Source organism: Bradyrhizobium sp. HKCCYLRH2015 (assembly GCF_051168215.1).
Taxonomy (GTDB): domain Bacteria; phylum Pseudomonadota; class Alphaproteobacteria; order Rhizobiales; family Xanthobacteraceae; genus Bradyrhizobium.
Genome location: NZ_JBNPUO010000008.1, coordinates 204,496 through 221,747, shown reverse-complemented (window position 1 = coordinate 221,747; position 17,252 = coordinate 204,496). Strand labels below are relative to the sequence as shown.

Genomic DNA, 17,252 nt, shown 5'->3' with positions numbered 1-17,252 from the left:
GTGGATGACCCGACAACTCCGCATCGAGCCCGACGGGGTCGTGATCGACGCGGCCGACCATGACACCATCCTGCAGGCAGCACGACGCCAGGGCATCGCGCTGGCCTACGAATGCGGCTGGGGCAGTTGCGGCGCCTGCAAGGTGACGCTCGTCGACGGTCAGGTCGATCCGATCTTTCCCGGCGCTCCGGCGATGAATCCGCGCGACGCGCGACGCAGCCGCATCCTGGCCTGTCAATCCCGCGCGATCTCGGACGTCACGATCGCGCGTGGTCCCGGCGACTGGTCCGCGCCGACGCCGCGATGCGTCGAGCAACAGGCGATCCTGCGCGGCGTCGACGATCTCGCGCCGGAGATCCGCCAGTTCAGCTTCGAGACGGCCGAGCCGATCGACTTCCGGCCCGGTCAGTATGCGATCCTACATCTCGGCGAAGGGCTACGGCGCTGCTACTCGATGTGCAACCTGCCGGGCAGCAAAGCCCTGCAGTTCATTGCCAAGCGCTACGATGGCGGCAAGGGCGGCAACGCGCTCGCCGCTTTGGCCTCGGGCGCACAGATCACCATCGAGGCGCCATTCGGCGCCTGCACGCTGCGTCGACAGCAGGGACGCAAGGTGTTCGTGGCGGGAGGCACCGGCATCGCGCCGATCCTGGCGATGCTGCGCGAGGCCGCGGAGGCGCGCCTCGATTTCGGATCGCCCGTGGATGTCATCTACGGCGCCCGCACACCGGCGGATCTCGCCGCCGATGACATGCTTGAGACGGCGATCGCGCGCATTCCGCAGGGGCGCTACCTGCCCGTGGTCGAACACGCGCCATCCGACTGGCCGCATGCGGCCGGCTTCGTTACCGATGTCATCCAGAGCGCAGTCCTGGATCACGCGGCGGCCGAGTTCTATGTCGCCGGCCCGCCGGTCATGGTGAACGCGGTCAGATCGCTGCTGCGCGCCGTCGATGTTCCGATCACGCGGGTTCATTATGACAGCTTCGGCTAGAGCAGGCTTGCGCAGTGCTGCACCCGTCTGGGCGATGGCACCGGGACTGCGTCGTCTCGCCACACGTTCCGGCAGCGCACCGCGGCTCGCACCGACATGGCCCTGCCACCAGCTCGACGGCACCTCGCCCGCCGGATACGCCGCACAGCTCGTGTCCTGCACATGCGCGCTGGCCGGGGTCGAAGAGGTGCCGGCGCCGCTGAACGCCGCAGGCCGCGCCTTCGCGCTCGATGACATCCATGCCATGGGCCAGCCGGAGGCCTTCGTGTTCGCGCCGGTGTGGCTCATCGTTCGCCCCGACGGGTCGCTGCACCTGACCTTGCGACCGGAATGGGCGCAGAAGGTCGCGGCCAAAGGCTGGGGCACGGTGCATCCGTTCGCACGCTACATGGCGGGCGCCGTGCCACCGCAGAGCCTCGTGGTCTACGCGCCGCGCGATCGAAGCGAGCTGGCGGTTGCGGCGCGGATCATCGCGGCCGCGCACTGCTACGCCAGCGGCCGCATCGGCGACGTCGCATTGCCCGACAGCCGGTGGTGAGCGATGACGGAGCTCTCGGCCATGACCAATGAAGGCGGCACCAGGCGGTTTCGCATACGGCTGGAACGTCCGGAGGGGACGTTCACATTCGACGCCGCATCCGACGAATATCTGCTGTACAGCATGATCGACGCCGGCATCGAGACCCCCTACATCTGCGAGCAGGGCTGGTGTCTCGCATGCGCCGCGCGCTTGGTGTCGGGCACCGTGGACCGCTCCAATGCGCTGACGGTCTACCCTCAGGACGCTGAAGCCGGCTTTCTGCTGCTGTGTTCGACCAAGCCGTGCTCCGATCTGGTCCTGATGCTCGACGAGCGCCAGACCCGACGGGACATGATGCAACACCGGATCGAGCACAATCAGCTGGCGCGAGCCTATCCGCCCGGCGCACGTCTCCGGTTTCGCCGCGGACGCGCTACCGCGCGGGTCGACGCGTGCACCCGTTCAGCAACAGGAACTCGAACAGACGAGCCGGCGACATCCGCTCAGATGGGGCTGATTGGGCCAAAACCCACATAGCGTCCTTCTGCATATCATGAGGACCGGTGGTCACCAAAGCCGCAAAAAGGTGAAGCTGGTTCTGTCGCTGACTCATTCGTTTGTTGGGATCCGGGCTGGGTCGGCCGCCAGCGCAGCTTTGAACTTGAACGATCCACCGCATCCGACCGGCCGGTTCAGAACAGCTCGAACGATCGTCTCTGTGTCCCGCAACACGGGTTCTCTCAATCGTCCTTGCCAAGGGTGAAGCGCCATCGCTTTCATTTCGGGGCCCCCGAGGAGGGCACACAACATCGCTTCAAGTTGAGTGACGAATCCCTCGTCATTCGTCCAACAGATCCAAGAACTGCTCGACCCTTCGTAAAGCAGGTTCATCGCTGCGCCCGGGGTAGACGACGCGATCGCCCTCGCGCTGCAGCGACCGTGAGCATGACTTCTTGATCCTCCCTGCGAGCATCGTTGCGGCAATTGCATCCGGACCGACATCGAGACGCATGATCCCCCGTTGCCTGCAACTTACCCTGAGCTTGGCGACAGCAAAGAAATTGCTGGCCTCGGATGGCAGCTTGCCGAATCGACGGTGCGTTTCATCCTCGAGCTCCTCCAGATCGTCATCACTCCGGCACCGAGCGGCTCGAGCGTAGATCTCCAGCCTGACCGCCTCCGATTGCACATAGCTCGAGGGAAGCAGCTCAGGGATGGGAAGATTCAACTCAGGGATCCAGAGCGCGGACATTCCATCGCGGTCTCCCTCCAGGGCAAGCGTCAGAAGGTGGCCGTAAAGCGTCGGTCCGAACACCTGCGTGTGGCCGGATTGTCGATCGGAGCGAAGGTCGCCACCACCGCGCAGGTCGAGGTCGCGAGCGCTGATCGCGAAGCCAGCGCCCGGACGACTCAATTCCTCAAGAGCGGAAAGCCGTTTTTCCGAGCGTTCGGAGCCGCCTTCCGTCAGGAAATGCGCAAACGCCCGGATGCCGCCCCGTCCTACTCTCCCCCTGAGCTGATGCAATTGTGCCAGGCCGAATTTTTCCGGCCAGCACACAACGATGGTATTTGCACGTGGGATGTCGAGGCCACTTTCCACGATGTTGGTTGCAAGTAGTACATCGGCACGACCTTCGACGAACCCCATCAACCTCTCGTCGATCTCGTCGGTTGGCAACTTGCCGTGAATGGTCATGATACGTAGTTCCGGCGCCAGCGCGTGGATCCTGGCGAGCATGGGATCGAGATCCTGGATCCGCGGACAAATGACGAAACTCTGACCGTTACGTCTGTGCTCGCGAACCAGGGCAGCGGCGATCGCTATGTCCGAGAGCGGTGCCACCTTGGTGGCAACCGGAACACGATGGACCGGCGGGGTTGCGATCACGCTGAGGTCCCTCAAGCCCGTCAAGCCCGCTGCAAGTGTGCGGGGGATCGGTGTCGCACTCATCCAGAGCCGATGGCCGTTCTTATTGAGGCCCGACAGCATGGCTTTCTCAGCAGCGCCGAAATGCTGCTCCTCGTCAATGATGATCAGACCAAGGTCGGCAAATCTCACCTCCTTGGATGCGAGCGAGAGGGTCCCGACGACGATCCTGAGTTCTCCGCTCTTGAGGCCCTCCCTGACCTTTCGCGCTTCGGCGGTCGAGGCAATCCGCGACAGGTTTCCAACATCGATGCCAAGAGGCGCAAAGCGCTTTCGAAAGGTTTCGACATGCTGTCGCGCCAGCACTGTCGTCGGCACGACGATAGCGACCTGCTTTCCGGCCAGCACGGCGGCTGCCGCTGCTCGCAGCGCCACCTCGGTTTTGCCAAAGCCGACGTCTCCACAGACGATCCGGTCCATCGGGTGCCCCGATGCAAGATCATCCAGAACGTCGCGGATGGCCTTCGCCTGATCGGGGGTGGTGAAATAGGGAAACCGCGCGACGAACTTCTCATAGACAGCAGGACGCGGCACGAGCTTCGGAGCTGGGCGCCGCCGGCGCTGACTCATCTGCTTGGCCAGCTCCTTTGCGACCACGTGAATTTCCGTCTCGGCAGCCGTTCGCCGCGGCCGCCACGAGCTGCCGTCGGCCTTGTCCAGCGAGGTGTCTCCGAGCTCGGCGGCGTAGGGCCAGATCAGGGCCAATTCTGCGAGAGGGACGAGAACGGCGTCGTTTCCGGCGAATACCAACCTGACCATCTCGCGCGCCGAAAGATCGCCCGCGCCCATGGATCGCAAGCCGCCAAGGCGTGCGAGTCCACGTTGCAGATGAACGACCACGGATCCGAGTTCGGGGAGATCTCCCGAATCGAAGCCGGGCGTCCACGCCCAGTTCGTCGGTTGCGGCTGGTGCGCCCTGCTGCCGAGCACGTCGGCAGCAGTGACGACCACGAGCGGCTTCTTTCCAGGAACGACAAAGCCCGCATCGAAGCCTGCCAGCAACGCAGCCTGCTGCCTGCCCCTTGCGGTCGCCTGCGCCCAATCGGGCACGCATTCGGCCTTGATGGCGCTCATCCGGGCCATCACACGCAAATCCGCTTCGACCGCAGCGACGAAGAGCACACGTGCGCTGCCGCGCTGGGCTTCCTCGATAAATGCACGGAGGGCCTTCCGCGGAGAGGCTGCCTTGTAGAACTCTGGCGTCGCACGATACGGAGTGGTTGGCGGCAAGACAGTGATCTTCTTCGCCGCCAGCTCCCATTCGCGCCGGCTGAGATAGGCACGGTCACGCTCACTGCGGGCGGCCGCATCGTCGATCGTGCTCAACCAGGTCTCGGCGTGCCTGGGCACGGTGCTGTCGGCGATCCATTTGGCGCGCGCACAATAGTCCAATAGGCTGGACCTTCTTCGCGCCCGGCCCGTGAACGCCAGCCGCTCGGACATCGGGTCAATCAGGAGCTCCTTCGCTTCGGAAATCACCTCCTGGTCTATCGGATTGATCGCTGCAATACGCCGGATTCTCCCTCCGGAATGCTCGATCCTAAAAGGTCCGAGCGCGCCGGCAGGGAATATCTCGAAGGTGTTGCCGTGAAATAAAACTCCACCGGGATAATCCGGACTGTCGTCCAGGTCGTACCCGAGAGCTTTCAGACGGGCCTCAAGGTCTTCCTCGGAAAAGACGGCCCCGGTCCGAAGTGGAAATCCGATACGAGACCAGTTCGCAGGCAACGGCAGGAGTTCCATTATGGCCTCCACCGTCGTGATCAGCAGGATCGGCTTCTTTGCCCTGGCAAGGCGTCTCAAGACGGAGCTCCGCCGACCCGCGATATCACGTGACGGCTCAAGCTGATCGAACGGAAGCGTGTTCAAACGGGGATAGACGAGCACATCACAAGCCGGCTCGATAACTGGGATGATCGAACCCAACAGCTCGGCTCGGCTCTCATTTTCGGCGAGGAACACAAGTCCGCCTCGGCCCGAAGCACGCCATTGCGCAGTAAGATACAGCGCCAACATGCCCAATGGAGACGAGGAGGAAATGCCGGTCCGAATCGGAGCCTTCGTTGTTGTCGCAACAGATGTCTTCTTCCGCAGGGCGACCTTTGGTGACGCGGAGCGCTTTGCTGATGTGTTCTTGCGCGGCGTTGAGCCACGGGGCGTACGAAGAGCAGTGGTCACTGAATTCTCGTGCTGAATTGACGAATGCGATGCAAGCCTGCGAATCTCTGTCGAGCTTTAGCGGATTCGACGGCTTCAAGGGATCCAAACTTCGGAGTGTCGATCACCGTTCTCCCCTTAAGTGCGACGGTGTCACCGACCAGCACCATCGTCGCGCTCCACGTGGGCAGACTGGGGTGTGATTTCAACTATGACGCAGAGAGATTCGTTCTTGAACGACCATGGTACGAACGCGTTGATAAGCGTGATCGCGGCCTTGGTGACTGCGCTGCACAGAATTCGCGAGCCAGGCTGACAGCCTGCGGTGGGACTACCTGTCACGAGGTTTGAGCAGAGCCGGCGGTTGCCCCATGCCGTAAGCGAGGCCGCGTGATCTCTGTCCTTATGGCTATGGGCCTCTGCCGAAGAGGCTCGGGCCGCAACGTACAATAACGCAGCAGCTTCAGATTCGACACAATCAATGCGAACCTCTCCGCGCTCAACCTCGAACGGTGTTCCTCGTGCTCGCTCTCCGTTGCTCCTGCTGTGTCATGAAGGAAGCGCTCAGGTCGGGAATGGGCCTTCGGATAGTCAGACTCGCCGGCCACTACGTAGTCTTGGGGCACCGAGCGTCTGCCGTCGCGCGAGAAACGACCGACTTGGGAATGACCCGCGCCCGTCCACCGCCGGCGGCCGCGCCACGCCAGATTCGACGGTGACGTTTCATGCGTTCATGCCTTCCGCTTCGGAAGGATCGTGTCGAAAGCGAGCTTGCTCGACCGCTCGCCGCGATCGGTCTCCTTGCGGATGCCGAGCCAGACGAAAGTGCGGCCGTTGTACCAGCGCGTGCGCTGGAAGCTCTGGGTGACACGAATGCCCGCGCGCGGCACCTCCTCCTCATGGAGATTGTAGCCCTGCTGCTGCGGGAGGTCGAGACCGTGGCGCAGCAGATCGGTGCGAGGTTCGACGCGCACCGGCGGATCCGGGTCGCGGTCGATGACCCGCAGCAGCGCGGCGCGACGCAGCTGAATCTCGCGGCTGTCGTTGTCGATGTGCACTGGGATGAACGGGATCCAGTTCTCCGGCATCTCGCTCATCAGCCGATAGCGGATCGCGGCGTCGTTCTCGATCGGCGGCGCAGGTAGTGGGGCCGGCGGCAGGCTCTCCTCCACCAGGCGACGGAAATAGCGGCGGGTGTCGAGCGCGGCGCTGCGTCCGCTCTTGCTGTCGCCCGAAGCCAACATCACCCGCGACTCGACGCCCCACACCATGTTGGCCATCTCGTCGCGGAACAGTTCCACGGATTCCAGCGGCTCGCCCTCCTGGATCTTCGGCACGCTGGGCACGACGAACAGGCTGAGATCGGCGGGAATGTCGTCGCTCCCCTTCGTCGCCAGCGTAAACATCGACCAGCGTTGCCAATCTTCATCCGCGCCCTTGCCCGCGGCTTCGACCCAGATCCGCTCTCCGAAGACGTTGGTCACGCTCATGCCGGCGACCCTGGTGATCGCCCCGGCCGGCACCGTGAACGGCATCAGGAACCAATCGTTGGCGTAGACGAGGCCGAATTCGATCAGCAGCAGCTTGTTGACGTCCGTCGTCTCCGGATCGATGTCGCCGAAATTCGTTCGTCCCTCCTCGAAGGTCCACCAGCGCGTGTTCGGCATGCCGTCGAACTGGATCGGCGCCGGGATGAACGACGCCGTGAAGGTCGTCTCGATGGCGGCAGGCGGCGGCGCGTCCGCCAGGTCACCGAGCCCTGCGCCGGAGGCGTCGACGTCGAAATTGTACCAGTCGAGATGCCCCTGGAAGTATTCGTCGGCGACCACGAGCTTCTCGCCGCCCGCCTTGGGCGCCGACGCTGCAAAGGCGTATTCGAGGCGATCGGGCAGCCAGGCATCGGCCGCACCCGCGGCGGGCTGGTAGAACGCCTCCCGGTACCACGCCAGGAATTCCGCCTCCGCCGTCTCGATCGCAGCAGTGCTGGCCGGGTTGCCGAGCGCGACGAGGTCGTGCGCGTGATTGCCGGGCGCGGCCATCAGATGCTCGACGAGGTCGTAGCCGTCCATCGACCTGCCGGCGAGCGCCGCCATCGTCTGCCAGGCTTCGCGATGGGCGGCGACCGGCGCATCGGCCTTGAGCGCCGGATCTGGCATGGCGAGCGGCAGCGCCGCGATGAATTGCTGGGCAAGCCCCGGCTCGATGCCGGCGACGAGCTTCAGCCAGCGTCGGCCCAGGGCGATGCGGAGATCGAACGCCATCTTCTGGCCGGCGAGACGGAACGGGATCGGCCGCCGCTCGACCTTGGCTTCGAGCGGCACGTCGTCGGCGAACGCTTCGGGCGGATTGCCGGCCGCGCGGTATTTCGTCAGTTCGGTGGTCTCGATGTGCACCTTGGCGACGACCGGCGAGCCGGCGTCGTCGCCCTGAAACTCGCCCATCTGCCACTGCTTCGTCAGCAGCCACAGCGGATCACGAACCTCGGCCTTGAGCGCGCGGTCGAAATCGTGCGTGCGTGGGCGGCCCTCGAGCCTGTTCCACAACGTGATGGTGGGCAGCTTCACCTTGCCGGAGAACACGGCGGAGAGGTTCTGAACCGCGACATAGTCAGCCATTGCCCGTCTCCGTCTCGGCCAGCACCGCGGCGAGGTTGTTGTTGAAGGCGAGGTTGAGCGAGGCCGTGATCGGATGGAAGGTCACGGCGGACACCAGCGCCGGCAGGAAGCGGGCATAGGCGGTGGTGTCGACGTGGTCGGGCTCGATCGCGCGCTTCTTGGCGAGGTCCATCGTCTCGCGCACCGTGTCGACGAGATCCTGCCACTGCCACGCGCCGACAAATTTCGGCGGCAGCGCCAGCAGCAGGGTCTGCGGCGGTTCGGCGTTTGGCCGGTCGAAGTGGAACGCCAGCCCGGTATCCTCGGTCGGGCGCGGGATCACTTCGGTCCACTCGTCGAGCAACAGCCCGAGTTGCCGCCGCGCCGGATCGAAGCTTTCGGCGAAATGCGCGGTATAGAGCAGCTTGTCCTCATCGATCACGAACGGCTTTCCGTCGGCATCGGTCTCCGGGAATTCGAGTCCGAGCCACGGCAACTCGGGGCGATGCGGAAATTGCAGCGCCTGCAGCGCGACGCCCGCCCCCGTGAACGCCTCGGCGAGATGCTGCGAGGCTTCCAGATCGTGCAGCTTCGACCGCACCCGCGCGACACCCGTGAACCAGTCGTCGAGCGGAAAGCGGCGTCCGATGGTCGTCTTGACGAACCCGAGAATGGTCTCGTCCGCCTGCGCGCCCGCGCCCCAGGCGTTGCTCCATTCACCGGCCAGCGCCGCTGGCAGGCCGAAATCCGGCACGATCTTGAAATCGTCGCCGAACAGCAGCTTCGCCGCCGCGGTCAACGCCTCGATCTTGTTCTTCGCCTCCGCCGCGGCATCGTATTGATCGAGCCGGGCCTGGATCGCCGGCAGCCGCGTCGTCAGCTCGAGCGCGAGCGCGGCGGTGCGCTTCGCCATGTCCTCTGCGAGGGCGACGATCGCCGCGCGCTGGGCTGCGATGTCGATCACCGCGGCGTCGAACGCGGCGTTCGCAGCCTTCGAGGCTTCGATGCCGTCGTGCAGGGCGGCGAGGTCGGACGCATTGTCGTAAAGCGTGATCAGAGCGACGCGCTGTCCGACGAAGGCGGCGCGCTTGCCGCTCATGAGATCGTCGCGGAAATCGTCCGGTTGCGCCGGTAGAGGGTCGGTCGCCGTGGTCGCGATCAGCTTTTCGGCCACCCGCAGCGCCAGGAACTTCGCCGCGTCCGGCGCGCCCGGATCAGCGTCGTAAGCGGCCATGCGTGCGTCGAACTCGGCGAGTTGCCGGGTCCATCGAGCGATGTAGCCGGCGAGTGCGGCATGCAACTGGGAGAAGATCCGCCGCCGGTCGGCGTAGACGGCACCGGTACCGGTCTGCAACGGCGCGAACGGACCGAGACCCTGCATCACCGACACGAAGCCGGTGATCGTCAGCTCGATCTCCGTGGCGATCTGCGCCTCCTGCTTGGCGTCCAGGCGGGCCTGCAGCGCCGTACGGAAGGTGTCGATATCCGCAAGCCCCCCGACGAGCAGGACGCGCGGCAGCGTCGCCCGCTCGCGTGCGAGCGCCGCGTCGAGATCGACCGCCTCGTTCGCCTCGCCGGCCATCGCCATGTCGCTCGCCTTGAGCGGACGCGAGCGCAGCAGCAGGCTTCTGAGATGCCGCATCAACGCCGACAGCTCGAACAGCGGCACATGCCCGGCGATCGCCGCGATCCTCTCGCGGTAGGCGATCGTCAGCATGGCGTCCGGGCGCGGCGTATGAGCGGCGATCACATGCGCTTCGATCAGATCGTCGAGCGCCTTGGCGGCTGGATCGTTGTCCGGATCGAGCAGATACAGCAGGTCGATCGGCAGCAGGCCGAGATCGGCCTGCGTCACGTTGTAGGTGACGGCGGAAAGATCGAGCGGGTCGGTGACCGTCACCGAGCAGGCGACCGCTGCCGGCGGCGGCAGAATGCCCGCGAGCCAGGCGTTGAGCGCAGGCTCCGCCTTCGCCCGCGGCGATGTCAGCGCGCCGTCGTTCGGGTCGAGCCCGGCCTTGAGATGCAGCGCCACCCGGTGGGTCAGCGTCACCCCCGACCGCGGCGTACGCACCACGTCGGGGGTCGCCGGGAATTTTCCCTTGGAGTAGGTGTCGAGCACGGCGCCGGCACGATCGTAGTTGCCCTGCACCACCTGATGCACGCTCTCTGCCATCGCGAGGTCGGCGACCGCGTCGGCGATGTCGGCAATCCGCGCGGCCTCGGCGGTGATCGCGGCTGCCTGCTGCGGGCTCGCCGCCGGCAGGTCGGCATCGTGGCCGAACGGATAGCTGCTCACGCCGCTGGTCTTGATGTGCTCGACCAAGGCCAGGCCGTCGATGACGTTGCGCGCCTCCACCCGGTCGATCCGCAGCCGCCGACCGAACGCGTCGAGCCGACCGGTACGCGTCGGAGTCAGCCGGTCGCCGACCAGCGGGAACACCTTGCGGAGGTCGTAGATGAACCCGTCCACTTCGACGTCGTGGCGGTCGTGCAGGCCGCGCTCGAACTGGTAGCCGAGCAACGCGCCGAGGCTCTGCTCGCCCTTCATTCCCTCAATGATCGATAGCGCGATGCGGACCCGTTCCGAGCTGAGATTGACAGCGAGGCTGCCCGGATTGTCGGGCGTGGCGTTGGACAGATAGCCGTTGCGCAGCACCGCGGCGGTCACCGCTTGGTTCAGCGACGGCGCGTGGATGTAGCCCTGGTTGCTGCGGTCGCGCATCAGCGGCGGCGCGTCGGGATCGGCAAAGATCGCCGCGAGGTTTGCCGGCAGTTCGACGGCCGTCAGCTTCTTGAACTCCGGCTTGACGTTCTCGAGCCAGCCATAGGCGCCGAGATAGATTCCCCTCTTCGCCTCGCCGGCCGGTGCGCCCGGCTGGGCGGTCCCCCGGCCGGCACCGTTCGGATAGCGCATCCGCTCCAGTTGGCGGCTCATGATGCCGCCGTACCAGGCGTCGAACCGGTAGGTGCAGAGGTCGAGATGCTCGGCGAACACCCGTTCCAGCACCGCCGTCGGCGACCTCTTCAGCCGTTCGAGCGCATCGAGCTGGCGCTTGAGATACGCGGTAGCGACCATCGAGGTCAGCACCGTCGGGATGAACTCGCCGACCGTCCTCAGTCCCGTTCCGGTGACGGCGGCGTCGCTGCGGTGGAGGTAGCGCCAGCGGCTGCCGCCGGCCGCAGCCGGCACGGCGAGGCTCGCCTCCTCGACCTGGAAGAACTTCGGCTCGCGCCGCGCCGCCTTCAGCTCGGTCTCGCCGATCAGCCCGGCATTGAAGAACAGACGGATGCTGGTCTCGACGAAGCTCAGGTCGAGCGCGTGATGCAGCATGAGATACAGCAGCGCATTCGGGCGCTGGGTGAAGCCCTGCTGCAGCCGCAGCGCGTCGTGGGAGGTCGCCGCAGCCTTGATCAGCCAGCCGATGTAGTTGTCGCCGCCCGCGGTGTAGGCGCGGATCTGCTCGGTCTCCGACAACGGACGGTCGTCGATCAGCGGGCCCTTGAGCTGGTTGGGCGCCTTGAGAAAGAGTTTCTCAAGGATGTCCGGCACCTCGATTCCCTCGGGCGGCGTGTAGCCGAGCTGCTTCAGCAGATCGAGCCCGCTTCCGACATAGCCTGCGGCGAGCAGGAGCGCGACCAAGGCGCCGCCCGCCCCCTGCATCGCGAGGCGGTTGTACAGTTCCTTGAAGCTTTCGGCGAAGCGCTGCTGGAATTCTACCGATCCGGCGTGCAGGCCGAGGACATCGAGCAATATCTGATGACGGTCGCCGCCCGGCTTGCCGATGTAGGACACCCGCGACATCAGCGGCTCCAGATCGGCCTCGACCTTGCGCAGCAGTTGATACAACCGCATCAGGAACCGCAATTCCGGATCGTCCGGTGCGTGCGCGGCCCCGACCGCGACGTTCGACCCGGCGAAGATCCATTGGATGCGCGAGCGCGGCGTCGCCGGCAGGATGCCGTAGGGCTGACGACGGACGCGGATCGTAGGCATCGGCCCGCGCGCCGACACGTGCCGGACGAAGAAGTCGCGGGTCCGCTCAACCGTCGAATCGTCGAAGATCGGATGAAGCATGCTCTCCATGAAGTAGCCGAGCGTAGCCGGCCACAGCGCCGTGTTCATGGCGCGGGCGTCGTTGACGTCGTGGCGATGGTAGAAGGGGATCGCCGCCAGCGCGGCCGGATCGAGACCGAGCGTGGCGGCAAGGCAGCGTCCGTCTGTCCGCTCGAACCATCCGTCGGAGTCCAGGGGCGGAGTGCCGAAGTAGTGATCGAAGCTGACGTCGGAATCCTCGCGCCAGCTGTAGGCGGCGCCCTCGCCCTCGACGTTGTTGGTCGGCTGGCCCTGCGGCAGGATCGAGAACCCCGCCTTCGACTGATGATGATGGACGAACAACTGCTCCAGCGCGACCCGGCCGGCGTCTGCATCGGCCCCGAGCCGCACACCGAGCACCATCAACTGATCGAAGCCACGGCGGAAGGCGGCCGGCGTTAGCGGCACCCGGAATCCCATGCCGATCTCGACGGCGCGGTCGAAGTTGCGCACCCATTCGAGCTCCGGACCGAACGTGATGTCGTCGCCGTCGCCCGCGACCGATGCGTCGTCCGTTCCGGTCGGCGACGGCGTGACCGGCAGCGGCGACGGAATCGGTTTTCCAAGTTGCTCGAGCTCGAGCGTTCCGTTGTTGTAGCCGAGCAGGACGAGGCGATCAGGCAAGGTCCGGGCGGTCGCCGGCTGCGACCAGCCGGTCTCGCGCATCGGCGTGGCGTCCGTGGCGGGAAACTCCAGATACGCGGCGATGACCGTGGTGGTCGCGCGGTCCGCGCCTTCGGGCGGCGCGTCGGCGAGATTCCGCGGCCGGTACGCCTCACGGACTGCCGCAGCGCGCTCGGCGCCGAGCGCGCTGTCGAGCGCGGCGATCGCGTCCGCCTGCGCGGCCGCATCGGTGCCCGCGCGCCACAGTGCCGTCCAGAACGTGCTGACCGCACCTCGCTCGGGATCGACGAGCGGCGCGCTGGTCACCACCGTCAGGATCACGGTCGGCACGCCTTCCACTTTGGCCGGTCGCGCCGCCTCGTTGAGCGGGCGATGAGTCTGGATCACGTAGTAGGACCGCCCCGAGCCCTGTCCGCTCAGCAGCGTTCGCCAGGCGGCCCGCTCCCCGGCGGGGTCGTGGTTCGCCCGCCAGACGTCGGCCCAATAGGCCTGGGCGCGCTTCACTTCGTCTTCCGACAACGCCTCCTCGAAGCTGTCGACGGCGATGTCGTCCGGATAGACCCGGACCCACAGCTCGTCGCGGTCGCCGCCGAATTCCGCCGCCTGCTTGAAGCGCGTTTCGATTCGCAGCGGCATCAGCAGGATCGGCGTCTGATCGGACAGCAGGCCGATGTTGCGGCGGGGATCGGTGAAGTTCGCGAACAGCCCGATATTGCGGACCACTTCGTCCTTCGCCGCCCTCAGCGCACCGCCCAGCCGCTCGATCTCGGAGGCCGCCGCCTTGATCTCCTTGTCGATCGCCGCCAGCGCCGGATCGTCGGCGCCCTTGCTGACGCGCTCGGCCCGTGCGCGGTCGCGGATCAGCCGCGCGCGGGTGTGGCGAAGCCGGCCGATTTCGCGCGACGTCGCATCGGCCGCGGCGCGCGACGCTTCCAGCTCCTTGCGGATATCATCGAACTCGGACATTTCGCTTCAGCCGCCCCCTGTCGTGTCCGCTGCGCGATCAGTTCGGCAGCATCTCGCTGCCGTGCACCGCGACCAGCACGGGAACCTGGTAGAGGATGTAGGCGAGCTCCGCGGAGTTGCTGTCCGGATGCCAGCGGAGCGCCTTGTCCTCATCGTATTGTTGTTTCTTCTCCTGCAGCTCCGGAGCCACCGGATCGTCCAGGGTGAGGGTCGGCCCGCCCGGCCTGATCTGCAGGAAGCCCTTGTCGGCGTCGGACAGCACGTCGGGCCAGGCGAGGTCGTTCCAGACGTTGAGCGGCCCATCGCGAGAAATATCGAGGCCGAAGCGCGGCTCGCCGGGCCGCTCCTTGATGACGAAGAACCAGCCCGGCGCCGTCGAATTGCCGCGGCCGCTGCCCCCCTTCGCCTCCTTCGAGGTCAGGTCGAAGCCGATGAAGGTGATGTCGGGATCGACCTTGGCTTCGTAGAGCGGTGTGCGCAGGCGATCCTCCACCGGACCGTCGGTCTCTAGCACCCGCTCGACGCGGGGATTGATCGCGCCGCCGTCGTCGCGCTGCCAGCGCGCCTTCTGGGCGTAGATCACCGCGGTCGGATATTTCTTCAGCAGCTCGCCGCGGATGACGAGGACGACTTCCTCCTCGTTCTCGCCCGGCTTCTCGCGATGGTCGTGATCGCCGAGCTTGGAGAACAGCGACCAGGTGTGGAGCGGCGGAATATCGCGGAGCTTTTCGCGCAACTCGTCCTTCGACAGGCCCTCCCGGTCGATCACGCCGCTCGGGTCCCAGAACTGGCGGAAGCAGCTGCCGCGCTGGTCAGTGGGATATTCGCGCCACAGCAGCTCGCGGGCGAATTCATGGTTGAGGCCGACCATGTAGGCCTCGATGAAACGCTGATTGGTCTCGAGCAGCGTGATCGTGTTCTGCGGAATCTTGTCGATGTTCGGCAGGAAGTGCTCGTCGGACAGGCCGAGAAGCGGCTTGTACATCGGCAGGTCGATTTCCGGATATGCCATCACCGGCTTGAACACTTCCGGCTGCAGCAGCGTCGCGATCCCGTTGATGGCCAGCACTCGCGGCGGAATGGTGATCGAGGAGAAGGTGAAGGCGGGCACCGTCTTGTCGGGATCAATCGCAGCGAAGGTCGACGCTCCGAGCGCGGCGATGTCGATCGGCTTGCGCAATGGCGGCTTGCCGAGATCGGCGCTGACTGTGAGCAGCCGGTTGAGGTCCTTGAGGGCCAGTTTGAAGCGCGCCGCCTCCGGGCTGTCGGCGGACGAAGCGCCGCCGACAGGCTCCGGCGCGGCGGGATCAGGATCGCGGATGGTGAACGACGGAAAGCCCGGCAGCGCGTCGATGATCTCGGGCGAAGCCCCTTGCGGCAACACGCCGGTCGCGATGCCGGCCTGCTTCTCGAGCCGCACCAGCCATCCGAACAGCGCCAGCGCCGCTGCCGCGACCACGATCGCGAACGGAATGGCGACGGCCAGCAGCAGCACGGCGAGCAGCAGCAGAACGACCAGCAATACCCACTTCGCCCAGCGGTGCTTGGCGAGCCAGTCGGTCAGCTCCGCGGGCAGCGACTTCGGCTGAAGTTGCGCGGCGACATCCTCCACCGCCGGCAAGGCTTCCGGGGTGACCCGCGGCGGCGCCGCGCTGACCTCGCCGCGATTGATCTTCTCCAGCAGCTCTTCGGCGCCTTTCGGCGAGTCGAAGCCGAGCGTCGCCGCGACCTGGTCGCGCGGCCGGAGCGCGCGCCGGAACGGCGCAGACAGCGCCGCGCGGGGCACCGTGCTTTCCTTGAGCCGATGGCGCAGCGTGAAGCCGTCGGCGATCACCCGGCGCTGTACCGGCGCCATCATCGTGAGCCCGCGCTCCGCGCTGAGATCCTTCAGCGGCCCGAGATGGCGCGCATGCCAGATCGCGGCCGCCGCCTTGGCGAATTGCGCCAGCCTGATCCGCCGGTTCGCCGCGAGGATGTCGCCGACCTGGTCCCAGGCGGCGTCCATATAGGCCTCCTGGTTCTTCTGCACGACTTCCGTGCCGAACGCGGCGGGAACGCGAAACCGCGGGTCCAGATTGAGCTCGTGCACCCAGTTGCGCGGCTGCGGCGCGTCGCTGCCATCCGCCTCCTCAAGCAGCCGTTCGGTGAGCGCGTGCCAGCGGCCGTACAGCGGCGGCGTGATCACCGGGTCGGGCGCGCCTTCGCGGGCATAGTCGTCGGTCAGGTTGACGAAGCCCGCCAGCGCCTTCTCGAATTCGTGCGCGTAGGGTTCATCCCAGCCCTCATAGGCCGCAGCTTCTGCCTCCTGCGCACCGGTCAGCGCCTCGTCCGGCACCTTGAGCGCGCCGCCGAGCCGCAGCACCCCGTGAAGCCCGGCGACCGCGATGGGCGGCATCCCGGAACCCGGCGTCTGCGTGTCCATGTCGCGGCGGCCGAGCCGCGAGTCCGGCGGACGCGGCTTCAGCAGGCGGACGAGGTACTCAAAATCGCCCACCGTCCCAGTCTTGAAGTACCACCGCTTGTACACCGGATGCAGCGTCGGGAACGGCCGGTCGGTATAGTCCGCCCAGGCCGACAGGGTCGCGAAGAGCGCGGGATTCGCCACCGGCGCGATTCCGAGGCCGGCGAGACGGCCGCTCTCGAAGGTCGGCACCACGAACGCATGGTAGGACGTATTCGGCTTCAACTGACGCGGCGACAGGACGCGCGAATAGGCGTAGTCCGGATTGCTGGCCAGCAGGCTCTCCAGTCGCGCCCTCGCCTGGTCGGCATTGGTCGATTCCACCACGCCGTCCTGCTGGATCAGGTCGCGATTGACGTGGACGTGCGCCCAGGCCCAAAGCTGGTCGGCGGGCGGAAACACCGAGGCCGGATCGCCCGTCACCTCGATCGCCGGCAGCGGCCGCGCCGACGACACCGCGACTTCCTTGAACTCCTCCACCTCGAGCACCAAGAGTGCGAGCCACGGGCGCAGCCGGTGGCGCGACTCGTCCGGCGCGGCCGGCGTGTAGCGCCACGGAAAATCCTCGTCATAGAACTCAACGAAGGGCAGGTAGTTCGGCTCGAAATTGGTGATCCAGTCGCGCGGCTCCACCTTCACCACCGCCTTCGGATCGATGCCGACGATGTCGCCTGGACCATAGAGCGCGACGTCGCGCGAAATCGTCGCCGTCAGATCCGTGTCGCCCTGGACCGGCCGCCCGGCCAGCGACAAGTCGACCTTGATCGTCGCGCGCAGCGCCACCGCGTTGTCGTTGTCGGCCGCGGTGATGTTGTTCGCCACGCCGAGCCGCAGCCAGGGCAGGAAGGAATAGGTGCCGATCGTGTCGCTCATCCCGCCCCTCCCCGCCGCCTCGCCGGACCGCCCGCCATCATCG

7 protein-coding genes are annotated in these 17,252 nt (G+C 66.2%); 3 read left to right on the top strand and 4 right to left on the bottom strand.

Annotation, left to right across the window (positions count from 1 at the left end; all coding sequences use genetic code 11):
• Window positions 1-4: 4 nt before the first annotated feature.
• The 3 genes from ACQR1H_RS21970 to ACQR1H_RS21960 are packed head-to-tail and all read left to right on the top strand — an operon-like array spanning window position 5 to window position 2,051.
• On the top strand, window positions 5-994 hold the full coding sequence (locus ACQR1H_RS21970; protein WP_434908180.1) for a 2Fe-2S iron-sulfur cluster-binding protein: 990 nt from the start codon (window positions 5-7) through the stop codon (window positions 992-994).
• 7 nt (window positions 995-1,001) lie between these two features.
• A complete protein-coding gene (locus ACQR1H_RS21965; protein ID WP_315804579.1) occupies window positions 1,002-1,532 on the top strand; it encodes a luciferase family protein in 531 nt (176 codons plus the stop codon).
• 21 nt (window positions 1,533-1,553) lie between these two features.
• Window positions 1,554-2,051, top strand: coding sequence for a 2Fe-2S iron-sulfur cluster binding domain-containing protein (locus ACQR1H_RS21960; RefSeq protein ID WP_434908179.1), 498 nt, complete (start codon window positions 1,554-1,556; stop codon window positions 2,049-2,051).
• A gap of 301 nt (window positions 2,052-2,352) precedes the next feature.
• Here the strand turns inward: ACQR1H_RS21960 and ACQR1H_RS21955 are convergent, their stop codons facing one another.
• The 4 genes from ACQR1H_RS21955 to ACQR1H_RS21940 all read right to left on the bottom strand — a co-directional run bounded on the left by ACQR1H_RS21955 (window position 2,353) and on the right by ACQR1H_RS21940 (window position 17,209).
• Window positions 2,353-5,457: a DEAD/DEAH box helicase gene (locus tag ACQR1H_RS21955; RefSeq protein ID WP_434908178.1), complete on the bottom strand. Its 3,105-nt coding sequence runs from the start codon at window positions 5,455-5,457 to the stop codon at window positions 2,353-2,355.
• A gap of 872 nt (window positions 5,458-6,329) precedes the next feature.
• Window positions 6,330-8,213: a hypothetical protein gene (locus tag ACQR1H_RS21950; RefSeq protein ID WP_434908177.1), complete on the bottom strand. Its 1,884-nt coding sequence runs from the start codon at window positions 8,211-8,213 to the stop codon at window positions 6,330-6,332.
• Window positions 8,206-13,875: a hypothetical protein gene (locus ACQR1H_RS21945; protein WP_434908176.1), complete on the bottom strand. Its 5,670-nt coding sequence runs from the start codon at window positions 13,873-13,875 to the stop codon at window positions 8,206-8,208. The genes ACQR1H_RS21950 and ACQR1H_RS21945 overlap by 8 nt, the downstream gene beginning before the upstream one ends.
• A 37-nt stretch (window positions 13,876-13,912) precedes the next feature.
• On the bottom strand, window positions 13,913-17,209 hold the full coding sequence (locus tag ACQR1H_RS21940; protein WP_315804584.1) for a hypothetical protein: 3,297 nt from the start codon (window positions 17,207-17,209) through the stop codon (window positions 13,913-13,915).
• Window positions 17,210-17,252 lie beyond the last annotated feature (43 nt).

Excerpts from the sequence above, each read along its gene's own strand:
- ACQR1H_RS21960 (WP_434908179.1), top strand. The coding sequence starts at position 1,554 with ATGACCAATGAAGGCGGCACCAGGCGGTTTCGCATACGGCTGGAACGT.
- ACQR1H_RS21955 (WP_434908178.1), bottom strand. The coding sequence starts at position 5,457 with ATGTTGGCGCTGTATCTTACTGCGCAATGGCGTGCTTCGGGCCGAGGC.
- ACQR1H_RS21970 (WP_434908180.1), top strand. The coding sequence starts at position 5 with ATGACCCGACAACTCCGCATCGAGCCCGACGGGGTCGTGATCGACGCG.
- ACQR1H_RS21945 (WP_434908176.1), bottom strand. The coding sequence starts at position 13,875 with ATGTCCGAGTTCGATGATATCCGCAAGGAGCTGGAAGCGTCGCGCGCC.
- ACQR1H_RS21950 (WP_434908177.1), bottom strand. The coding sequence starts at position 8,213 with ATGGCTGACTATGTCGCGGTTCAGAACCTCTCCGCCGTGTTCTCCGGC.
- ACQR1H_RS21940 (WP_315804584.1), bottom strand. The coding sequence starts at position 17,209 with ATGAGCGACACGATCGGCACCTATTCCTTCCTGCCCTGGCTGCGGCTC.